Source organism: Streptomyces boetiae (assembly GCF_031845405.1).
Taxonomy (GTDB): domain Bacteria; phylum Actinomycetota; class Actinomycetes; order Streptomycetales; family Streptomycetaceae; genus Streptomyces; species Streptomyces boetiae.
Window position 1 is genome coordinate 1 of the sequence record NZ_JAVREN010000011.1, and the last position, 18,812, is coordinate 18,812.

Genomic DNA, 18,812 nt, shown 5'->3' on the forward strand with positions numbered 1-18,812 from the left:
CCTCGGCCGCCCCCGAGGACCCCCGGCCCGACCCCGAGGAGCCGCCCGCGCCGCCGCAGCCCAGCGACCCGCCGCCGAGCCCCGAGCCGACGCCCGAGCCGTCCTCGCAGCCGCCGGGGGAGGGGGGCTCGCACTGATCCGTTTGCGCGCGCGGCCCTGGCGTGCGTATGCTTGTAGATCGTTTGATCCCACTTGCCCGGCGCCCCGAAGCAGCGCGCCGCGTGGCGCGTTCCTCATCTAGCCGTGGCTGACCGCATCCAGGCGGTCCAGAGCACCTACGGAGCCAAGGCGCGTGCCGACGACCGAACTCCGGAAGGTTCTCACTTCGCATGTCCGTCACCACCCCTGAGGCTCTCCTCCCCCTGGACGACGAGCCCACCATCACCTTCGCCGACCTCGGCCTGCCGCAGCCCGTCGTGCGCAAGCTGGCGGAGAACGGCGTCACCACCCCGTTCCCCATCCAGGCCGCGACCATCCCCGACGCGCTGGCCGGCCGGGACGTCCTCGGCCGCGGGCGCACCGGCTCCGGCAAGACGCTGAGCTTCGGCCTGCCGGTCCTCGCCCGCCTCTCCGGCGGCCGGACCGCCGCCAAGCGCCCGCGCGCCATCATCCTCACCCCGACCCGCGAGCTGGCCATGCAGGTCTCCGACGCGCTGGAGCCCTACGGCGACCTGCTCGGCCTGCGCCTGAAGGTCGTCTGCGGCGGCACCTCCATGGGCAACCAGATCTACGCCCTGGAGCGCGGCGTCGACATCCTCGTCGCCACCCCCGGCCGCCTGCGCGACCTCATCGGCCGCGGCTCCTGCGCGCTGGACGACGTCGAGATCGCCGTGCTGGACGAGGCCGACCAGATGGCCGACCTCGGCTTCCTGCCCGAGGTCACCGAGCTGCTGGACCTGGTGCCGCCGGGCGGCCAGCGGATGCTCTTCTCCGCCACGCTGGAGAACGAGATCGACACCCTGGTCAAGCGGTACCTGGTCGAGCCGGTCAGCCACGAGGTGGACGCCGCCCAGGGCGCGGTGAGCACCATGAGCCACCACGTGATGATCGTCAAGCCGCGCGACAAGGCGCCGCTGACCGCCGCCATCGCGGCCCGCGAGGGCCGCACCATCGTCTTCGTCCGCACCCAGCTCGGCGCCGACCGCGTGGCCGGGCAGCTGCGCGAGGCCGGGGTCCGGGCGGACGCGCTGCACGGCGGCATGACCCAGGGCGCGCGCACCCGCACGCTCTCCGACTTCAAGGACGGCCGGGCCAGCGTTCTCGTCGCCACCGACGTCGCCGCCCGCGGCATCCACGTGGACGACGTGGACCTGGTCCTCAACGTCGACCCGGCCGCCGACCACAAGGACTACCTGCACCGCTCCGGCCGCACCGCGCGCGCCGGCCGGTCCGGGACCGTCGTCTCCCTCGCGCTGCCGCACCAGCGGCGGACGATCTTCCGGCTGATGGAGGACGCGGGCGTGCACGCCGCGCGGCACACCATCGGCGGGCGGGGCGACCTGTTCGACCAGGACGTGGCCGAGATCGTCGGCGCGCGCTCGCTGACCGAGGTCCAGGCCGAGGCGGCGATGGGCGGCGTACGGCACGCCGAGCTGGAGGTCGCGCGCCTGGCCCGGGAGCTGGAGGGGGCCCGGGCGCGGGCCGCCGAGCTGCTGGAGGAGGCCGAACGCCTGACCGTGCGCGCGGCGCGCGAGCGCGGCGACGACCCGGCCGAGGCCGTGGCGGCGGCCGCCGAGGCGCGGCAGCGGGCCGTGGCCGAGGCGGAGCGGGCCGCGGAGCGCGAGGCGATCCGCGAGGCGCGGCGCGCGGAGAAGGCGGCGCGGACCGACGACCGTCGGGGCGGCTTCCGTGACGGGGACCGCGACGACCGGCGGGGCGGCTTCCGCGACGGGGACCGCGACCGCGACCGGCGGCCGTACCAGCGGCGGGACCGGGACGAGCGGGGCGGCGGCGAGGGCTTCCGCCGCGGGCCCTCCTCCTCCGGCGGCGGCTTCCGCCGGGACCGCGACGACCGCGGCGGGCACCGCCCGGGCGGCTCCTCTTCCACCTCGTCCTCCGGCGGCGGCTTCCGCCGCGACCGGGACCGGGACGACCGCCCCCGCTCCACCTCCTACGACCGCCGCCCCTCCACGGGCAAGCCCCGCTGGAAGCGCGACAGCTAACACCCGCGAGCACGCGCCGGCCCGGCCTCATCCGCGACACTCAATGTCCCGGGGGCCGGCCCGGCGCGGCGGCTATGCTGCTCCTGCGGGCCGTTAGCTCAATTGGCAGAGCAGAGGACTTTTAATCCTTTGGTTGTGGGTTCGAGTCCCACACGGCCTACCACGGCACAAGCGCCCGCCGGGGGCGTTCCCCGGACAGCCGCCTTCCGCTGGTGATGCAGCCGCTCCTCGCCAACGCTGGGAGTCCGGCGGTCCGAGGAGGTGCGGTATGGCGGAGGACGCCGGGGCCTTGAGCGGAGAGCGCCGGGCGGACCGGCGGGCGCGGTACATGGAGGAGCTGACCGACGCCCTGGCGCGGGCGGTCACCACCACGGACGTCCTCACGGCGGTCGCCGAGCACGTGCTGCCGCCCTTCGAGGCCACGGGCGAGGTCGTCTACAGCGTGGCCGACGACCAGTGGCGGCTGGTGGGGGTGGTCGGCTACTCCGACGAGTTCGTCGCCCGGCTGAAGCGCCAGGACGAGACCGGCGGGCCGTCCGACATCCTGCTCCTCGACCACCCGCAGTTCGCCGAGAATCCGGCCCAGTTCCTGAAGCTGTGGCCGCAGCGCGAGGAACTGGTCCGCATCAGCGAGAAGGGGGCCTGGGCGATCCTGCCCCTGTTCGCGGCCGGGCGGAGGGTGGGGACCTGCGCGGTGTCGTGGCCCAGGCCGCACTCCTTCGACGCCGAGCAGCGCAGTCTGCTCGGCACGTTCAGCGGCCTGGTCGCCCAGGCGCTGGAGCGGGCCAGGCTGTACGACGACGAGCACCTGCGCGCCGAGCGGCTCCAGGCCGCCCTGTTGCCCCGCGTGCTGCGCCCGCTGCCCGCCCTGACCGCCGTCGCCCGGCACCGGGGGGAGAACGGCGGCGCGGACGCCGGTGGCCACCTGTGTGACGTGATGCGCCTCCCGGCCGAGCGGGCGGCTCTGGTCGTCGGGGCCGCGCGGGCGGGCGGCGGGCTGGACGAGGCCATCATCATGGGGCGGCTGCGGACCGCGGTGACGACCCTGACCGCCCTCGACTACCAGCCCGACGAGATGCTGCTCCACCTGCACGACGCGGTGGGGGCGTTCGCCGGTGACCTCGGCGAGGGCGCGGTCATCACCTGCCTGTACGCCGTGTACGACCCGAGCAGCGGGACCTGCTCGGTCGCGAGCGCCGGTCACCAGCCGCCCGCCCTCGCCCGCGACGGTGCCTTCGAGATCCTGCCGGTCGCCGTCGGCCCGCCGCTGGGTGCCGAACAACCGGCGTACGAGCGTTCGGAGTTCGAGCTGGCGGCGGGCGTTCCGCTGCTGCTGCACACGGCGCCGGGCGACGTGCTCACGGCGGACTGGACGCGGCTGGAGGCGGTGGGCGCCGCGGTGGCGTCCTTCCACGCGGGACCCCCGCCGGCCGATGGGGACGAGGGGGCCGGCGGGGACGAGGAGATGGCCCGGCTGGAGGGCCTGGCCGCGGACGTCGCCGCGGCCCTGCCCGTCGAACCCTCCCGGCTCGCCTCGGCCGCCGCCGTGATGGCCGTGCTGCCCCGCCGCCTCGCGCCGGGGACGGTCGCCGAGTGGCGCCTGCCGTACGAGCCGGAGGCCGCGGGGCAGGCGCGGGACCGCGTGCGCGAGCAGCTCACGGCCTGGGGAGCGGAGGAGCTGGTCACCGGGACGGAACTCATCGTCAGCGAGCTGGTCGGCAACGCCATTCGCTACGCGGCGCCCCTCCGCGGCGACGCGCTGCGGCTGCGGCTGCTGCGCGCCGCCACCGTCACCTGCGAGCTGGCCGACGGCAGCGAGAGCAGCCCCCGCATCCGGCACCCGGCGCTGCTGGACGAGACCGGACGGGGGCTGCAACTCGTGGCGGCCGTCGCCCACCAGTGGGGCGCGCGCTTCACCGACAGCGGCAAGGTCATCTGGGCCGAGCAGCTCCTGCCGTGAACGGCGCCCCGGACGGGCGGGGGTGACCGTCAGTCCGGGGAGCGCAGCAGGGTGCCGGTGCCGATGCCGCCGCCCGCGCACATCGCCTGGAGGCCCCAGGTACCGGGCCCGGACGCGTGCAGGGCGTGCGCGAGGTGGGCGAGCTGTCGCGTTCCGGACGCGCCGAAGGGGTGCCCGATGCCGATCGCGCCGCCGTCCGGATTGACGCGGGCCGGGTCCGCCCGGTGCACGGAGAGCCAGGCGCAGACGGGCACGGCGAACGCCTCGTGCAGCTCGATGTGCGCGATGTCCTCGATCCGCCTGCCGTTGCGCTCCAGCAGCCGTTCGGTCGCCACGATCGGGCCCTCCAGCATGATCTCGGGATCGACGCCGACCGTGACGGTGTCCTCGATCCAGGCCAGCGGGCTGAGGCCGTACCGGTCGCAGGCGGTGGCGGACGCGAGAACGACGGCCGAGGCGCCGTCGGAGATCTGGCTCGCGTTCCCCGCCGTGGTCACCCCGGCGGGGTCGTAGACCGGCTTCAGGCGGGCGAGCGCCTCGGGCGTGGTGTCGGCGCGTATGCCCTCGTCGCGGTCGAGCAGGGCCGTCCCCCGGCCGGTGACGAGGCTGGTCTCGGCGGCGAACGCGCCGGACGCCCAGGCCCGCGCGGCACGGGTGTGGCTCTCGTAGCCCCAGGCGTCCGCGTCGGCGCGGGTGACCCCGTACTTGCGGGCCATCCGCTCCGCGGCGACGCCCTGGTGCGGCATGTCGAAGCGTTCGAGCAGGGCCGGGGAGTAGGGATTCCTGTCCTGCCAGGTCGAGAACATCGGGACCCGGGTGAGGGATTCCACGCCGGCCGCGAGGACCAGGTCCCGCTGCCCGGAGGCCACCAGCGCGTGTGCGAGGTTGGCGGCCTGCTGCGAGGAGCCGCACTGGGCGTCGAGTGTGGTGGCGGGCGTGGTGAGCGGGAGGCCCGCGGCCAGCCAGGCGTTGCGGCCGGTGTTGACGGCTTGCTCGGCGCCCTGGTGGGTGCACCCGACGAGCACCTCACCGATGTCCTCGGCCGGGACCGGGGCGAGGCTCCCGACGAGGTCGGCGAGGACGCCGGCGAGCAGATCGACGGGGTGAACGGCCGCATAGGCGCGACCGCCCTTGGCGACGGGGGTGCGTCTGGCGGCGACGACGGCGACTCTGGGCATGATCCGGCTCTCCTCGGTCGTGGCTCGGTCGTGGGCTCTGTGGCGGGCTCTGTGGCGGGCGGCCCGTCCCGCGCGGCGTGGGGCCGGCGCGGGCGGGTACCGCCGGGGCTCTAGGGCGTGCCGGCCGACGGGGTGCCGTCGGGCGCGGGGGCGTAGGCGCGGGCGCGCTCGCTCAGCAGGCGCAGGCCGCGTTCCAGGTGCGTGGTGAGCGCTTCCCGCAGGCCGGGCCCGTCCCGGTCGAGCGCGCGCCCCAGCAACTGGTCGTGCTCGTACTGGGCGTCGCCCGGCTCGAAGGCGGCGAAGAGGATCCGCAGGTGGCGCTCCGAGGCGTTCCACAGCACGTCGAGGATGCGGTTGTCCCAGACCGACGCGGCGGGCTCGATCATGGCTCGGTGGAACGCGTCGTGGGTGCGCAGGTCCTCGTCGCTGCTGGTCGAGCCCATCCGCTCGTACAGTTCGCGGAAGGCGGCCAGGTGCGTGTCCGTGTAGCGGGACGCGGCCCGTTCGATGAGGTCGCCCTCGATGAGGATGCGCAGCCGGTACACGTTCTCCACGTCGGCGACGTCGATGCCGGCCACCCGCGCCTTGCGCTGCGAATGCAGCGTCACCAGGCCCTCGTTGGCCAGCGAGCGCAGCGCCTCGCGGACCGGGATGTGGCTGACGTCGAACTCCTCGGCGAGCCTGGTCGCGGCCAGCTCCTGGCCGGGGCGCAGGGCCCCCGTGATGATGCTCCGTCGCAGCTCGTCCAGCAGCTGATCGACGACGCTCGCCCGGCGCAGTGACTTCCCCACGTCGCGAGTCCCCTCCCGGTCGGTGACCGATGTTCGGTGCGAGGCGGTCATTCCGTTTCCTCGTCCACACCACTTTACAAGTCTATAGCCTATAGCTACTTTCGGGCCATGCTCCTCGCTCACGTGACCGAGCGCACCGACGTACATGCGCATCTGGTCCCTCCGCCCTACCTCCGCCATCTGCGGGACCGGCCGGACCACCCGGCCGTGCGGGCCCATCTGCCCTGGCTGCTGCCGTTCGCAGAGCACGACGCGGACGCCCTCGTGGCCGGCATGGATGCGGCCGGCGTCGACGTCTCCTGGGTCAGCCTCCCGCCGCCCGGGGTGGTGGCCGACGACGCCCGGACCGCGGCGGTCCGGGCCCGCGAGCTGAACGACGTGCTCGCCGAGGCCGCCGCCGAGCACCCCGGCCGGCTGCTCCCGGTGCCGCTGCTGCCCCTCGCTCACCCGGCGGCCTGCGCCGAGATCCTGGACGGGCTGCCGGACTGCCCCGCGGTGACGGTGCACCTCCGCCCGTCGGGAACCCAGCCGGACGACCCGGAGTTCCGGCCCGTCCTCGCCGAGCTCCAGGCCCGGGGGCTGCCCCTTTTCCTCCACCCGGGCGTCGAGCCGCTCACCCCGCTGGCCGAGCCCTGGTCGCTCGCCGGGGCCGTCTCCGCGCCCACCGCGACCACGCTGGCGCTGGCCCGGCTGGTCCACTCCGGCACCCTCGACGCCCTCCCCGGGCTGACCCTCGTCCTCCCGCATCTCGGCGGGGCCCTGCCCGCCCTGCTCACCCGGCTGGAGGACCAGGCCAGGGGCCAGGCCAGGCACGGACTGCGCCACTACCTGACCACCCGGACCGTTCTCGACAGCGCCTGCTTCGACCCCCACGCCCTGCGCTGGGCGCGCGCCGCGCTCCCCGGGGCCCGCATCGTGCTCGGCTCCGACGCGCCGTTCCGCGGGCCCCTCACCCGGGCCGTCGACGTCTTCGCCTCGATCGCGGGCCCGCTCACCGTCCCCGCACCGGAATCAAGGAGGGCAGGCTGATGGACTTCGACCTGCTGGGCAGGACCGCCGCCACGGCGGGCCGGGAGCGCGGCACCCGCAGCGTGTTCGACCCGGCGACCGGGGAGGTCGCACGGGAGTTCCATGTCGCCGACGAGCACAGCGTGGACGCGGCCGTCGGCCGGGCGCACCAGGCGTGGCAGGAACACTGGCGGCACACCACGGCCGCCCGGCGAGCCGCCGTGCTGCGGCGGATCGCCGACCGCGTCCGCGCGCACGCCGACGAGATCGCCGCCCTGGAGGCGGTGGAGGTCGGCAAGCCGCTCACTCAGGCGCGGCAGTTCGACCTGGAGTTGTGCGTCGCCTCCTTCGAGTACTACGCCGGGCTGCTGGCCCACCCTCCCGGTCAGGTCCGCTTCGACGGCCCGCTCACCTCGGTGACCGAACTCGACCCCTACGGCGTGGTCGCCGGAATCCTGCCGTTCAACTGGCCCCCCATCCACCTGGCGGCCAAGTGCGCCCCCGCGCTCGCCGCCGGCAACGCCGTGGTCCTCAAGCCCCCGGAGCAGGCGCCCTCCGCGGTGATCCGGCTCGTGGAGCTGATCTCCCTCGAACTCCCCGACGGCCTGGTCCAGGCGGTCTGCGGGGGAGCGACCGTCGGCGAGGCCCTGGTCACCCACGAGAAGGTGGGCAAGATCAGCTTCACCGGCTCGGTGCCCGCCGGCCGCGCGGTCTCCGCCCTGGCGGCGCGGCGGCTGACGCCCACCCTGATGGAGCTCGGCGGAAAGAACGCGCTCGTGGTGCTTGCGGGCGCCGACCTGGGCGCCGCCGTGCGCGGAGCGGTGGAGGGCGCCTGGTTCAACCAGGGCGAGGCATGCACCGCGGCCTCCCGCCTGCTCGTCCACGAGAGCCTGCACGACGAGTTCGTCGCACGGCTGTCCGCCGCGGTCCGCCGCCTCGTCGTCGGGCCGCCCCTGGAGGCGCGCACGCACGTCGGGCCGCTGGTCAGCAGGCAGCAGCAGACGAGCGTGCTCGGCCATCTGGAGACGGCCGTGGCCGAGGGAGCCGAGGTGGCGGCCGAGGCCCCCCTCCACCTGCCCGACCGCTACGCCGACGGCTTCTGGGTGCGGCCGACGCTGCTGACCCGCGTGGACCCCGGCTCCCGGGCCGGGCAGGAGGAGATCTTCGGGCCCGTCGCCACGGTCACGCCCTTCGCCACCGCCGAGGAGGCCGTGGCCATCGCCAACGGCACTCCGTTCGCCCTCGTGGCCGGCGTCTACGACCGGGACACCGCGGCGGCCTGGGCCGTCGCCCGGCGGCTGGACGCCGGAATCGTCTTCGTCAACAACTACAACCGGTCCGTGCTGGGAACGCCGTTCGGCGGCAACCGGCACTCCGGCCACGGCCGTGAGCACTCCCCGGAAACGCTGCGCGCGTACGGCAGGAGCAAGAGCTACCGGCTCCCCAATGGCAGCGGCGAGGTGCCGCAGTGGTTCGCCGTGAACGAGGTGACGTGAAATGGACAGAACGAGCGCGCTCAGCGTCGAGCGCGCGACCGTGACCTTCGACGGCGTGACGGCCGTCGACGACGTGACGTTCTCGGTGCCCCGGGGCGTGACCCAGGCGGTCATCGGCCCGAACGGCGCCGGGAAGACCACGTTGGTCAACCTGGTCTGCGGCCTGGAGGCCGGCACCGGCGTCATCCGCCTCGGCGACGTGGCGATCTCCGGCCTGCGGCCCGACCGCCGCGCTGCGGCGGGTCTCGCCCGGTCGTTCCAGACCCCCATCCTGTGCCCCGACCTCGGCGTCCTGGACAACATCCGCGTCGGCGCCCCCCGAGCCGCGGCCCGCGACGCCGCGCGCGTCCGCGAACTGCTGGACGCGCTCGGGATCGAGGCCCCGCCGGGAGCGCCCGTCGACACCCTGACCCACCGCGACCGCCGCCTCGTGGAGATCGCGCGGGCCCTGCTGCGCGGGCCCTCGGTGCTCATCCTCGACGAGCCCGCGGCCGGCCTCGGCCAGGCGGAGGCCGATTCCATGATGGCCGCCGTCGTCGAGACGGTGTCCGCCACCGGCGGCACCATCGTGATCATCGAGCACAACATGGACCTGATCAGCACCTGGGCCGATCGCGTCCTGGTCCTGGACCGGGGCCGGGTGCTGGCCGAGGGCACCCCCCGGGAGATCCGCGCCGACGCCGCCGTGGTGGAGGCGTACCTGGGAGGTGAGTGGTCGTGACCGCCGCCCTCGAACTGCGGTCGGTCGACGCCTGGTACGGGCCGGTGCGGGCGCTGGAGGGTGTCGGCTTCACGGTCGAGGAGGGCCGGATCGCGGCCCTGCTCGGGCCCAACGGGGCCGGCAAGTCGACCACCATCAAGGCCATCACCTCCGCCGTGCGCTCCGCCGGGTCGGTGACCTTCCGGGGCGCGGAGATCGGCGGCCTGCCGACCCACCGGGTCGCCCGGCTCGGCATCGCCACCGTCAGCTCCGACCGCGGCACCATCCCCGGCCTGACGGTCGAGGACAACCTCCGGGTCGGCGCCGTCGCGGGACGTGGCCGCCGGGTGGCCGACCAGCGCGAACGGGTCCTGGGCCTCTTCCCCGACCTGCGCGGGATGCTCAGGCGCCCCGCCCACCTGCTCTCCGGCGGCCAGCAGCAGATGCTGGCCATCGGCCGCGCGCTGATGAGCAGGCCGCACCTGCTGATCCTCGACGAGCCCAGCCAGGGCCTGGCCCCGGTGATCGTGCGGTCCATCTTCGCCACGCTCAAGGACCTCACCGCGGCCGGCGAGATCACCGTCCTGATCGCCGAGCAGAACGCCGTCGCCAGCCTCGCCATCGCCGACACGGCGGTCGTGCTGTCCGGCGGCACGGTTCGCGCCCGCGGCCCGGCCGCGGAGATCCGGGCCTCCACCGAGATCGCGGACGCCTACCTCGGCGGCCGGGCGGCGACCGCACCCCCGAAGGACGCGCCATGACCACCTTCCTCCAGACGCTGACCGACGGCCTGTCCATCGGGCTGACCATCGGCGGGCTCGCCCTCGCACTGGCCGTCGTCTTCCAGGGCTCGGGCATCGTCAACTTCTCGCAGGGACAGCTCGCCACCGTCGCGGCCTACCTGGCCTGGCAGTTCACGGCCTGGGGGGCCGGCTTCTGGCCCGCCCTGCTGATGAGCGTCGTGCTGTCGTTCGCCCTGGGCATGCTGATCCAGGCCGCCTTCATCCGCCCGATCCTGGGGCGGGAGGAACTGCCCATCCTCATCGTCACCGTGGGGCTCTTCCTGCTGGCCGACTCGGTGATCGGCACGATCTGGGGCTACCTCCCCAAGAGCCTCGCCGGCCCGAGCCAGGGAACGGCCCGGGTGGGCGAGGTCGTGATCACCGGCCAGGTCATCGTCCAGGCCGCCGTGCTGCTGGTTGTCGTGGGCGTGACCACCGCGCTCTTCCGCTGGACGACGATCGGCCTGCAGATGCGCGCCGCCGCGGCGCACGCCCGCAGCAGCGAACTGTGCGGAGTCAGCCTGTCGTTGACCCTGGCGCTCGGCTGGGGCATCGCCGCCGCGGTCGGCGCGGTCACCGGCGCCATCAGCGCCCCGGTCACCGGGCTGTCGCCCGACATCAACAGCTCCACGCTGCTGCTGGCCTTCGCCGCCGCGGCCCTGGGCGGCTTCCACAGCCAGGCCGGTGCGCTGGCCGGCGGCCTGCTGGTGGGCTGCGCGACCTCGATGGCCGGCGAATACGTCGGCTTCGTCGGGAACGACCTGCGCCTGCTCGTGCCGCTGACCGTCATCGTGCTCGCGCTGCTGATCGCGCCCGACGGGATCTTCGCCCGCAGAAGGAAGGTGCGCGTCTGATGACCACGCTCCCCACGGCCACGCTCGCCGGGGCCCCCGCCCGCCGCCCCGCCCTGCGCAACGCCCTGCTCACCAGGGCCGCGCCCGCCCTCGCCGTCGCCGTGCTGCTCCTGGCGCCCCTGGCGGCCGGGGACTACCGCCTCTTCCAGTTCGGCAGAGTGGCCGCCGTCGCCGTCGTGCTGGTGGGTCTCCACCTGCTGACCGGGCGGGCGGGCCTGATCTCCGTCGGCCACGGCGCGCTGATGGGAATCGGCGCCTACCTGACCGCGATCCTGGTCCACCACCAGTCCTGGTCCTACCTGGCCGCCGTCCCGGCCGCGGCGCTGGCCTGCGCCGTGCTGGGCGCGCTGCTCGGGGTGCCGGCCCTGCGCATCCGGGGGCTGTACCTGGCCCTGGTCACGCTGTCCCTGGCGATCGCGCTGCCGCCCGTCCTGAAGCGGTTCAAGGACCTGACCGGCGGGCCCCTGGGCATCACGCCGCGTCCGCCCGACCTGCTGCTCGGGGGACTCACCGCGGCGCAGTCCACCTACCTGGTGGCGGCCCTGGGCCTGACGGCGGTGATGGCCGGCGCCGTGGCTCTCGGCCGGTCCGCTCCGGGTCGCCGTTTCGCCGCGGTCAAGGCCAGCGACGCGATGGCGGCGGCCTGCGGCATCCCCGTCGCCCAGACCAAGATCGTGGCCTTCGCGATCAGTTCCTTCCTGGCCGGGGCGGGCGGCGCCCTCTACCTGACGGTCGTGGGCACGGTCACGCCCGACACGTTCACCGTGACCCTGTCGATCACGCTGCTCACCGGGGCGGTGGTCGGCGGGCTGCACTCGGGCGCCGGCGCCGTCGTCGGCGCACTCTTCTTCGTCTTCGTCCCCGACGTCACCGCCGGACTCGGCGGCCAGGCACCGCAGATCACCTACGCCCTGGCGCTGCTGGCCGCCGTCTACTTCCTGCCCTCCGGACTGGCCGGGCTGCCCGGCCGTCTCCTCTCGTGGTGGACGGGCCGCTCCGGCCGCGGGCGGCGGACGACCGCCCCCGGCCCCGTGCGGCCACCCTCCCCGTCCCCCCACGCCTCTCCCACCTCTCCGGCCGAAGGCCCCAACACCGAGGAAGCATCATGAGCCGACACCTCGCGTCCCCGCGGCGCAGACGTACCGCCACCGCCCTGACCACCGGCCTCGCCGTGACCGTCGCCCTCGCCGCCTGCGGCGGCAACCCCGCCTCCACCCCGTCCTCCTCCGACGAGCTGGAGGAGGGCGCCGAGCTGGTCATCGGCGGCACCTTCCCGCTCACGGGCCCCCTGGCCTCCTACGGCGCCCTGGCCGACGGCTTCCGCGCCTACCTGGAGCAGGTCAACGAGGACGGCGGGGTCCGCGGTCATCGGCTCCGGCTGGAGGCCATGGACGACGCCTACGACCCCTCCCGCGCCGCGGGCAACGTCCGCAGCCTCGTCCAGCGGGAGAACGCCCTCCTGGTGGTGACCTTCGGCGGCGCCCCCGTCGTCGCCCGGGACTACCTCGAACAGGCCGGCGTTCCCCAGTTCGCCTTCGGCGGCCTGTCCGCGCTCAGCGACGTGGAGAACTACCACTACACCCGCGGCTGGTGGCCCGATCTGGAACTGGAGGGCCGGACGGCCGGCGCGTTCATGAGCGAGGAACTCGACGTCGACGAGGTCGCCACCATCGCCATCAACAACGACGCGGGCGAGGACTACGTGCGCGGCATCGAGGCGCAGGCGGAAGCCTCCGGCTACGAGGTCGTGCGGGAGCAGACCTACGAGCCGACCGACACCGTCGTCTCCTCCCAGGTGAACGCCGTCCGCGGCGCCGAACCCGGCGGACTGGCCACGCTGGTCACCGGCGCGGCCGAGATCGCCATGCTCGACTACGCCGACCAGGTCGAGCTGGGCATACCCACCTTCCTCTACTCCGGGTCCAGCTCCATCTCCGCCTTCCTGGAACCGGCCGGGGCGGCGGCGGAGGGCGTCTACGCGCCCCTGTGGCTGAGGGACCCGGCCGATCCGCAGTGGGAGGACGACCCGGCGCTGGAGGAGTACCGCGCCGTCATCGCCGAGCACGGCGACGGGGCCGAGGCCGACGACATCATCACCGCCAACGGCTACGGCCTGGCCGCCGCCCTGGTCGCCGCCATCGAGTCCGCCGAGGAGCTGACCCCCGACGGAATCCTGGACGCCTGGGACCACCTGCCGCCCACCGAGCTGGACGTCCTGCTGCCCGGTATCCGTCTGGAGGGCAACCCCGAGACCGGCCGCCTGGTGCAGGACTACCAGGTGTCGCGCTTCGACGGCACGTCCTGGCAGGCCGAGGGCGACATCCTCCGCGGCTCCGAGCTCGGTCGCTGACGGGAGCCCCGGATGCGCATCGACACCGTCCTGCGGCGCGCCGCCCACACCTATCCCCACAGCGTGGCCACCGAGTTCGAGGACCGCTCGCGGACCTGGTCCGACCTGCTGCACCGGGTGCGGCGGCTGGCCGGCGCCCTGCGCGGCCTCGGCGTCGGGCCCGGCGACCGGGTCGCCGTCCTCGGCCACAACTCCGACCGCTACCTGGAGGTTCTCTACGCCGTCCCCTGGGCCGGGGCGATCGTCGTCCCCGTCAACACCCGGCTGGCCGCCCCCGAGACCGACCACTGGCTGCGCGACTCCGGCAGCCGCGTCCTCCTCGTCGAGCAGGAGTTCCGCGACCTCGCCGAGAAGCTGCGCGGCGGCCTGCCCGGCCTCGCCCACGTGGTCGGGATCGACGTCCCGGACGCGCCCGCCGGCTGGCACGACTACGAAACGCTCCTGGCCGGGGCCGCCGCCCTGCCGGCGGCCGAGGGGCCCGACACCGACCCGGCCGCCATCTTCTACACCGGCGGCACCACCGGACGTTCGAAGGGCGTCACCCTCAGCCACCGCAACCTCCTGGCCAGCGCCCTTCAGAGCCTGGTGGACCTCGGGTGGAGCGAGAGCAGCGTCTACCTGCACGCCGCCCCCATGTTCCACATGGCCGACGGCCTGGGCACCTACGCGGCGCTGCTGGCCGCGGCACGCCAGACCATGTGCCGCCGCTTCGACGTCCCCCGGGTCCTGGCCGCCATCGAGGAGCACGGCGTCACCTGCTCCGTGATGGTCCCCACCATGATCGACATGCTGGTCAGCCACCCCGACACGGGCCGCCACGACCTCAGCACCGTGGCGTGCCTGGCGTTCGGCGGGTCGCCCATGCCCGAGGCCACCGTCAGGCGAGCCCGGGGCGTCCTCCCCGCCGCCCGGCTCTTCCAGCTCTACGGACAGTCCGAGGCCAGCCCGACGCTGACCGTCCTGCGCCCCGAATACCACGTCTTCGACGGCCCCCTGGCCGGGAAGACCCGGTCGGCCGGCCGCCCCGCGACGGGCTGCGAGGTGGCCGTCGTCGGCGAGGACGGTGCCTTCCTGCCGCCCGGCGAGGTCGGCGAGATCGTCGGCCGCGGCGACAACGTGATGCTCGGCTACTGGCAACGGCCGGAGCTGACCGCCGAGACCCTGCGCGGCGGCTGGCTCCACACCGGCGACGCCGGCTACCTCGACGAGGACGGCTTCCTTTTCGTCGTCGACCGCATCAAGGACATGATCGTCACCGGCGGGGAGAACGTGTACTCCGCCGAGGTGGAGAACGCCCTCATGCTCCACCCGGAGGTCACCGAGGCCCAGGTCATCGGCATCCCGGCCACCGAGTGGGGCGAGGCCGTCCACGCCATCGTCCGCGTCCGCGGCCCGCGCGTCCCCACCGCCGAGGAGATCATCGCCCACTGCCGGGCGCACATCGCCAACTACAAGTGCCCCAAGTCGGTGGAGTTCCGGGACGAGCCCTTTCCCACCAGCGGCGCGGGCAAATACGTCAAGCAGCAGTTGCGGGAGCAGTACTGGGCCGGCCGGGAACGCCGCGTCAACTGACCCCCTGCCCCTCGCGATCAACGGAAGATGGAGGCGCCCCCGATGTCCTCACCCCCGACCCGGCCCCAGGCCCAGGCCGCCGCCGAGGCGCGCAACACCGCCACGACCCGGCGCTGGCTGCTGGACGTCTTCAACCACAAGCGGATCGAGGACGTGCCCGGGATCATCTCGCCCCGGTACGTCAACGTCGGCACCACCGACCGCACCGGCGTCCCCGCCGGGGAGGACGTCATCCGGCAGGCCGACACCTGGGCCCCCGACCGGCGGATCGAGATCAAGTACCTCGTCGCCCAGGGCGACCTCGTCATGATCCTCTTCCGTCTGTACGGCACGCACACAGGCCCGTTCGCGGGCGTGGAACCCACCGGGGCGCCCTTCAGCGTCTGGCTGTCGGACATCTTCCGCTTCGACGAGGACGGGATGATGACCGAGGGCTGGGTGATCGGGAAGGGCGACCTGCGCACCGAACTGCTGAGGAACGCATGAGCACCACCCACGACAGCACCCCCGACAGCCCTGACAAGGGCACCGGCACCCGCGCGGACTCCGGCCGGATGCGCGCCATGGTCGTGCGCGCCCCCGGCGCCGCCCCCGCACTGGAAACCGTGGCCCGGCCGACGCCCGGTCCGGGCGAGGTGACCGTGGACGTCACCGCCTGCGGCGCCGGCCTCACCCTCGAAATGGCCCGGGACGGCTCCCTCGGCGGCACCTTCCCGCGCATCCTGGGCCACGAGCTGTCGGGCCGGGTCCGCCGGGCCGGGCCCGGGGTCACCCGGTGGCGGCCCGGCGACCGGGTCACCACCAGCTTCTACCTCACCTGCGGCCACTGCTTCTCCTGCGCCCACGGCCGCGAGACCCTCTGCCAGGACTTCCGCGGCTTCGTCGGCTCCGCGATCGACGGCGGCTTCGCCGAGACCGTCCGCCTGCCCGCGCGCAACCTGGTGGCCGTCCCCGACGGCGTGCGCCTGGCCGACGCGGGCATCGTCGCCGACGCCGTCGCCACCCCCCTGCACGTGGTCAACTCCCGGCTGCGGACGCCGCCGGGCGCCTGGGTGGCGGTGGTGGGAGCCGGCGGCGGCCTCGGCGTGCACATGCTCGGCGTGCTGAACGCCGTCGGCGCGCGCACCGTCGCCGTGGACTCCCGGCCGGCCAAGTGCGCCGAGATCGAACGCCGGGGCCTGGCCGACGCCGTCCTGGACGCGGACGCCTGGGCCGCGGCGGCCGGCCGTTTCGGCCCCGGCGGGATCACCGGCGTCGTCGACTGCGTCGGCAGCGCGGCCACTCTCGACGCGTCCCTGAACGCGCTGGCCCCGGGCGGAACGCTGGTGGTGCTCGGCGCGGCCCCCGGCGCCGAGGCCAGGCTCCCCGGCCTCGGCCTCATCCTGCGCGAGCTCACCGTCACCGGCACGCGCTACGCCAACCGCACGGAGATCGCCCAGGCCCTCGACCTCGTCGGCGCGCGCAAGGTGACCCCCGTCATCGGCGCCCGCTACCCCCTCGAACGGCTCCCCGCGGCCTTCGAGGAGATCCGCCGCGGCGAGGTGTTCGGCCGCATCCTGATCGACGTCGCCCCCGAGGACCCGGCATGACGCCCGGCCCGGAGCACTCCGAGGACTGCGTGTCCTGGGAACGCGGCTGGGAGGTGATCAGCCGCCTCGATGGCGACGGCGCCCGCCGGGTGACCCAGGCCCTGGAGGACGTGGCGCCCGGCCTGTCCCACCTGATGGTGGCCTATGGCTTCGGCGCCAGCTACTCCCGCCCCCAACTCGCCCCCCGAGACCGGCAGTTGGTCACGCTCGGCATTCTGGCCGCGCTCGGCGCCGACCGGCAGATCCCCCTCCACGTCTCGGCCGCCCTCCGCGCCGGGCTGACCCGGGAGGAGATCGTCGAGGCCCTCACCCACAGCGCCGTCTACTGCGGCTTCCCCCGCGCCATCAACGCCGTCCTCGCCGCCCGCGATGCCCTCGCGGACGGGTCCGCGCACCCCTCCCCGCCCGGAACGCCGGGCGGACAGTGACCCCGACCTCCCCCCACCCGACCCCTCACGGAGCACCATGGACATCACCGGAAGCGCGGCCCTGGTCACCGGCGCCGCGTCGGGTCTCGGCGCGGCCACGGCCGCTGCCCTGGCCGGGCGCTGCCGCACCGTCTACGGCCTGGACGTCCCCCGCGCCGTGACCGCGGCGGAGCAGCCCCCCGACGGGGTCACCCTGCTGCCCGCCGACGTCACCGACGAGACCCAGGTACGCCGGGCCCTGGCCGCCGCCGGGGCCGACGGCGCCCCGCTGCGCCTGGCCGTCAACTGCGCCGGGATCGCCCCCTCGGCCCGCATCCTGGGACGCCAGGGCCCGCACGACCTCGGCCTCTTCCGCAGGGCGCTGGAGGTGAACCTGCTGGGCACCTTCAACGTGCTGCGCCTGGCCGCCGGGCTGATGGCCCGCCAGCAGCCCGACGCCGGGGGCCAGCGCGGAGTGGTCGTCAACACCGCGTCGATCGCCGCCTTCGAGGGCCAGGTCGGCCAGGTCGCCTACGCCGCCTCCAAGGCGGGAGTCGCCGGAATGACCCTCGCCGCCGCCCGCGACCTTGCCCAGCACGGCATCCGCGTCGTCACCATCGCGCCGGGCCTCGTCGACACCCCGATGATGGCGGGCTTCGGCGACGAGGTGCGCGCCGGGCTCGCCGCCTCCGTGCCCTTCCCCCAACGCCTCGCCGAGCCCGCCGAGTTCGCCCGCCTGGTCGTGATGATCGCCGCGCACGACTACCTCAACGGCGAGACCATCCGCATGGACGGCGCCCTCCGCATGGCCCCGCGCTAGTGTCCTGCGCGTCTGACCTGGGCCTTCCTTCCCGTCGGCTCTGGCCAGGCGGGGCGCTCGCTTTCCCAGACCTCGTCCGCGCCCCCATGCGAGAGCGATGCATGAGCATATGTCCCGGTACACCAACCGATTTCGGCCCTGTTGTTGTGACTGCCCCCCCAGTGCGGCTCAAACGCATCCATCCTTGGCTCGCTGTCGTTCCGTCAGTCCCCGGGCGGCATGCTCTCCACCGCCGCGACGCAGCGGAAGCCGGTGTCGTCGTCCCGCATGGTCCCGGACGCGTCGTTGAACGAGGAGGGCGCGGCGCGTTCGAAGGGGCTCGTGAAGGCGCTGCCCTTGAGTTGGTAGCGTCCCGGCTGGGACTCGGTGGCGCACCATTCCCAGACGTTGCCGCACAGGTCGAAGACGCCCATCGGGCTCACCCCGCTCTGGTAGCGGTTGACCGAGGTGGTGCGCCCTATCCCGGATTCGCGAACGTTGCACTTGGCGGCGGTCGCGGCGTCGCCCCACGGATACGGGTTGCCCCGGGGGCCGCGAGCGGCCTTCTCCCACTGCTGGCTGGTCGGCAGCGACTTGCCCGCCCAAGCGGCGTAGGCGGCTGCCTCGTGCCAGGTCACCCACACCACGGGGTGGTCGTGGACGCTGTCCGGGCATCGGCCGTCGCCGCCCCAGTGCCGGGGTGGCGCCGCGCCGGCGTCCTGGACGTACCGGGCGTAGTCGGCGTTCGTGGTGGGGAAGACGTCGATCCAGAACGCGGGGAGCCACTGTGCCTCGTTGTCCCGGCCGGAGAGATAGATTCCCTCCTCGACCAGCACCATCAGCTTGCCGTCCACGGGATGGCGCCGGTGCCGGCGGGCGTCGGCCGCGAGTAACGTCTCCGTGCGCGGATCCTCGCCGGACGCGGCCTGTTCCGTGATCAGCGTGGCGAACCGCTCCTGGATCTCCGTGCCGGCGACGGACAACAGGGTGTCCAGCGCGGCCTGGGTGCCCTGACGCGGGACGATGCCGAGACCGCGCTTCTCCCACTTGGAGACCATGCGGTCGCTCACGCCGATCCGCGCGGCAAACCCCCGGACTGTCATGCGGTGCGCGAGCCGTAGCGCCTTCGTCTCCCGTCCGGTCCAGCGGACCACCCCCATGGCA

17 protein-coding genes and 1 tRNA gene are annotated in these 18,812 nt (G+C 74.4%); 15 read left to right on the forward strand and 3 right to left on the reverse strand.

What is annotated here, in order from left to right:
- Positions 1–329 precede the first annotated feature (329 nt).
- The 3 genes from RM780_RS10140 (at position 330) to RM780_RS10150 (ending at position 4,122) form a co-directional block, all read left to right on the forward strand.
- On the forward strand, positions 330–2,162 hold the full coding sequence (locus tag RM780_RS10140) for a DEAD/DEAH box helicase (RefSeq protein ID WP_311630268.1): 1,833 nt from the start codon (positions 330–332) through the stop codon (positions 2,160–2,162).
- Between the two features lie 87 nt (positions 2,163–2,249).
- Positions 2,250–2,325, forward strand: a tRNA-Lys gene (locus tag RM780_RS10145).
- Positions 2,326–2,430: 105 nt separating this feature from the next.
- Complete coding sequence (locus tag RM780_RS10150; protein ID WP_311630269.1) at positions 2,431–4,122, forward strand: ATP-binding SpoIIE family protein phosphatase; 1,692 nt, start codon at positions 2,431–2,433, stop codon at positions 4,120–4,122.
- A gap of 29 nt (positions 4,123–4,151) precedes the next feature.
- Here the strand turns inward: RM780_RS10150 and RM780_RS10155 are convergent, their stop codons facing one another.
- Both RM780_RS10155 and RM780_RS10160 read right to left on the reverse strand, forming a co-directional pair.
- Positions 4,152–5,300, reverse strand: a complete 1,149-nt coding sequence (locus RM780_RS10155) for a thiolase family protein (RefSeq protein WP_311630270.1) — start codon at positions 5,298–5,300, stop codon at positions 4,152–4,154.
- Between the two features lie 110 nt (positions 5,301–5,410).
- A complete protein-coding gene (locus RM780_RS10160) occupies positions 5,411–6,142 on the reverse strand; it encodes a GntR family transcriptional regulator (protein WP_311630271.1) in 732 nt (243 codons plus the stop codon).
- 57 nt (positions 6,143–6,199) lie between these two features.
- On the opposite strand from RM780_RS10160, the gene RM780_RS10165 reads away from it, so the two are divergent.
- The 12 genes from RM780_RS10165 to RM780_RS10220 are packed head-to-tail and all read left to right on the forward strand — an operon-like array spanning position 6,200 to position 17,669.
- Entirely contained in the window at positions 6,200–7,120 is a 921-nt protein-coding gene (locus RM780_RS10165) for an amidohydrolase family protein (RefSeq protein ID WP_311630272.1), read from the forward strand.
- Complete coding sequence (locus RM780_RS10170) at positions 7,120–8,595, forward strand: aldehyde dehydrogenase family protein (RefSeq protein WP_311630273.1); 1,476 nt, start codon at positions 7,120–7,122, stop codon at positions 8,593–8,595. The genes RM780_RS10165 and RM780_RS10170 overlap by 1 nt, the downstream gene beginning before the upstream one ends.
- Before the next feature lies 1 nt (position 8,596).
- Positions 8,597–9,316, forward strand: a complete 720-nt coding sequence (locus tag RM780_RS10175) for an ABC transporter ATP-binding protein (RefSeq protein ID WP_311630274.1) — start codon at positions 8,597–8,599, stop codon at positions 9,314–9,316.
- Positions 9,313–10,056: an ABC transporter ATP-binding protein gene (locus RM780_RS10180; protein WP_311630275.1), complete on the forward strand. Its 744-nt coding sequence runs from the start codon at positions 9,313–9,315 to the stop codon at positions 10,054–10,056. Before RM780_RS10175 ends, RM780_RS10180 begins: the two co-directional genes overlap by 4 nt.
- Positions 10,053–10,931, forward strand: a complete 879-nt coding sequence (locus RM780_RS10185; protein WP_311630276.1) for a branched-chain amino acid ABC transporter permease — start codon at positions 10,053–10,055, stop codon at positions 10,929–10,931. Before RM780_RS10180 ends, RM780_RS10185 begins: the two co-directional genes overlap by 4 nt.
- Positions 10,931–12,040: a branched-chain amino acid ABC transporter permease gene (locus RM780_RS10190; RefSeq protein ID WP_311630277.1), complete on the forward strand. Its 1,110-nt coding sequence runs from the start codon at positions 10,931–10,933 to the stop codon at positions 12,038–12,040. Before RM780_RS10185 ends, RM780_RS10190 begins: the two co-directional genes overlap by 1 nt.
- On the forward strand, positions 12,037–13,281 hold the full coding sequence (locus RM780_RS10195; protein ID WP_311630278.1) for an ABC transporter substrate-binding protein: 1,245 nt from the start codon (positions 12,037–12,039) through the stop codon (positions 13,279–13,281). Before RM780_RS10190 ends, RM780_RS10195 begins: the two co-directional genes overlap by 4 nt.
- A 12-nt stretch (positions 13,282–13,293) precedes the next feature.
- Positions 13,294–14,853, forward strand: a complete 1,560-nt coding sequence (locus RM780_RS10200) for a long-chain-fatty-acid--CoA ligase (protein ID WP_311630279.1) — start codon at positions 13,294–13,296, stop codon at positions 14,851–14,853.
- A gap of 42 nt (positions 14,854–14,895) precedes the next feature.
- A complete protein-coding gene (locus RM780_RS10205; RefSeq protein ID WP_311630280.1) occupies positions 14,896–15,339 on the forward strand; it encodes an ester cyclase in 444 nt (147 codons plus the stop codon).
- Entirely contained in the window at positions 15,336–16,442 is a 1,107-nt protein-coding gene (locus RM780_RS10210) for an alcohol dehydrogenase catalytic domain-containing protein (protein ID WP_311630281.1), read from the forward strand. Before RM780_RS10205 ends, RM780_RS10210 begins: the two co-directional genes overlap by 4 nt.
- Positions 16,439–16,870: a carboxymuconolactone decarboxylase family protein gene (locus RM780_RS10215; protein ID WP_311630282.1), complete on the forward strand. Its 432-nt coding sequence runs from the start codon at positions 16,439–16,441 to the stop codon at positions 16,868–16,870. Before RM780_RS10210 ends, RM780_RS10215 begins: the two co-directional genes overlap by 4 nt.
- Before the next feature lie 37 nt (positions 16,871–16,907).
- Complete coding sequence (locus RM780_RS10220) at positions 16,908–17,669, forward strand: SDR family NAD(P)-dependent oxidoreductase (protein ID WP_311630283.1); 762 nt, start codon at positions 16,908–16,910, stop codon at positions 17,667–17,669.
- 203 nt (positions 17,670–17,872) lie between these two features.
- Here RM780_RS10220 and RM780_RS10225 read toward each other — a convergent pair whose 3' ends face one another.
- Positions 17,873–18,718 carry a formylglycine-generating enzyme family protein gene (locus RM780_RS10225; protein ID WP_311630284.1) on the reverse strand — a complete coding sequence of 282 codons (846 nt, stop codon included), beginning with the start codon at positions 18,716–18,718 and terminating at the stop codon, positions 17,873–17,875.
- Between the last annotated feature and the right edge of the window lie 94 nt (positions 18,719–18,812).

Excerpts from the sequence above, each read along its gene's own strand:
- RM780_RS10160 (WP_311630271.1), bottom strand. The coding sequence starts at position 6,142 with ATGACCGCCTCGCACCGAACATCGGTCACCGACCGGGAGGGGACTCGC.
- RM780_RS10205 (WP_311630280.1), top strand. The coding sequence starts at position 14,896 with ATGTCCTCACCCCCGACCCGGCCCCAGGCCCAGGCCGCCGCCGAGGCG.
- RM780_RS10200 (WP_311630279.1), top strand. The coding sequence starts at position 13,294 with ATGCGCATCGACACCGTCCTGCGGCGCGCCGCCCACACCTATCCCCAC.
- RM780_RS10190 (WP_311630277.1), top strand. The coding sequence starts at position 10,931 with ATGACCACGCTCCCCACGGCCACGCTCGCCGGGGCCCCCGCCCGCCGC.
- RM780_RS10175 (WP_311630274.1), top strand. The coding sequence starts at position 8,597 with ATGGACAGAACGAGCGCGCTCAGCGTCGAGCGCGCGACCGTGACCTTC.
- RM780_RS10140 (WP_311630268.1), top strand. The coding sequence starts at position 330 with ATGTCCGTCACCACCCCTGAGGCTCTCCTCCCCCTGGACGACGAGCCC.
- RM780_RS10195 (WP_311630278.1), top strand. The coding sequence starts at position 12,037 with ATGAGCCGACACCTCGCGTCCCCGCGGCGCAGACGTACCGCCACCGCC.
- RM780_RS10165 (WP_311630272.1), top strand. The coding sequence starts at position 6,200 with ATGCTCCTCGCTCACGTGACCGAGCGCACCGACGTACATGCGCATCTG.
- RM780_RS10170 (WP_311630273.1), top strand. The coding sequence starts at position 7,120 with ATGGACTTCGACCTGCTGGGCAGGACCGCCGCCACGGCGGGCCGGGAG.
- RM780_RS10215 (WP_311630282.1), top strand. The coding sequence starts at position 16,439 with ATGACGCCCGGCCCGGAGCACTCCGAGGACTGCGTGTCCTGGGAACGC.
- RM780_RS10220 (WP_311630283.1), top strand. The coding sequence starts at position 16,908 with ATGGACATCACCGGAAGCGCGGCCCTGGTCACCGGCGCCGCGTCGGGT.
- RM780_RS10155 (WP_311630270.1), bottom strand. The coding sequence starts at position 5,300 with ATGCCCAGAGTCGCCGTCGTCGCCGCCAGACGCACCCCCGTCGCCAAG.
- RM780_RS10185 (WP_311630276.1), top strand. The coding sequence starts at position 10,053 with ATGACCACCTTCCTCCAGACGCTGACCGACGGCCTGTCCATCGGGCTG.
- RM780_RS10150 (WP_311630269.1), top strand. The coding sequence starts at position 2,431 with ATGGCGGAGGACGCCGGGGCCTTGAGCGGAGAGCGCCGGGCGGACCGG.
- RM780_RS10210 (WP_311630281.1), top strand. The coding sequence starts at position 15,336 with ATGAGCACCACCCACGACAGCACCCCCGACAGCCCTGACAAGGGCACC.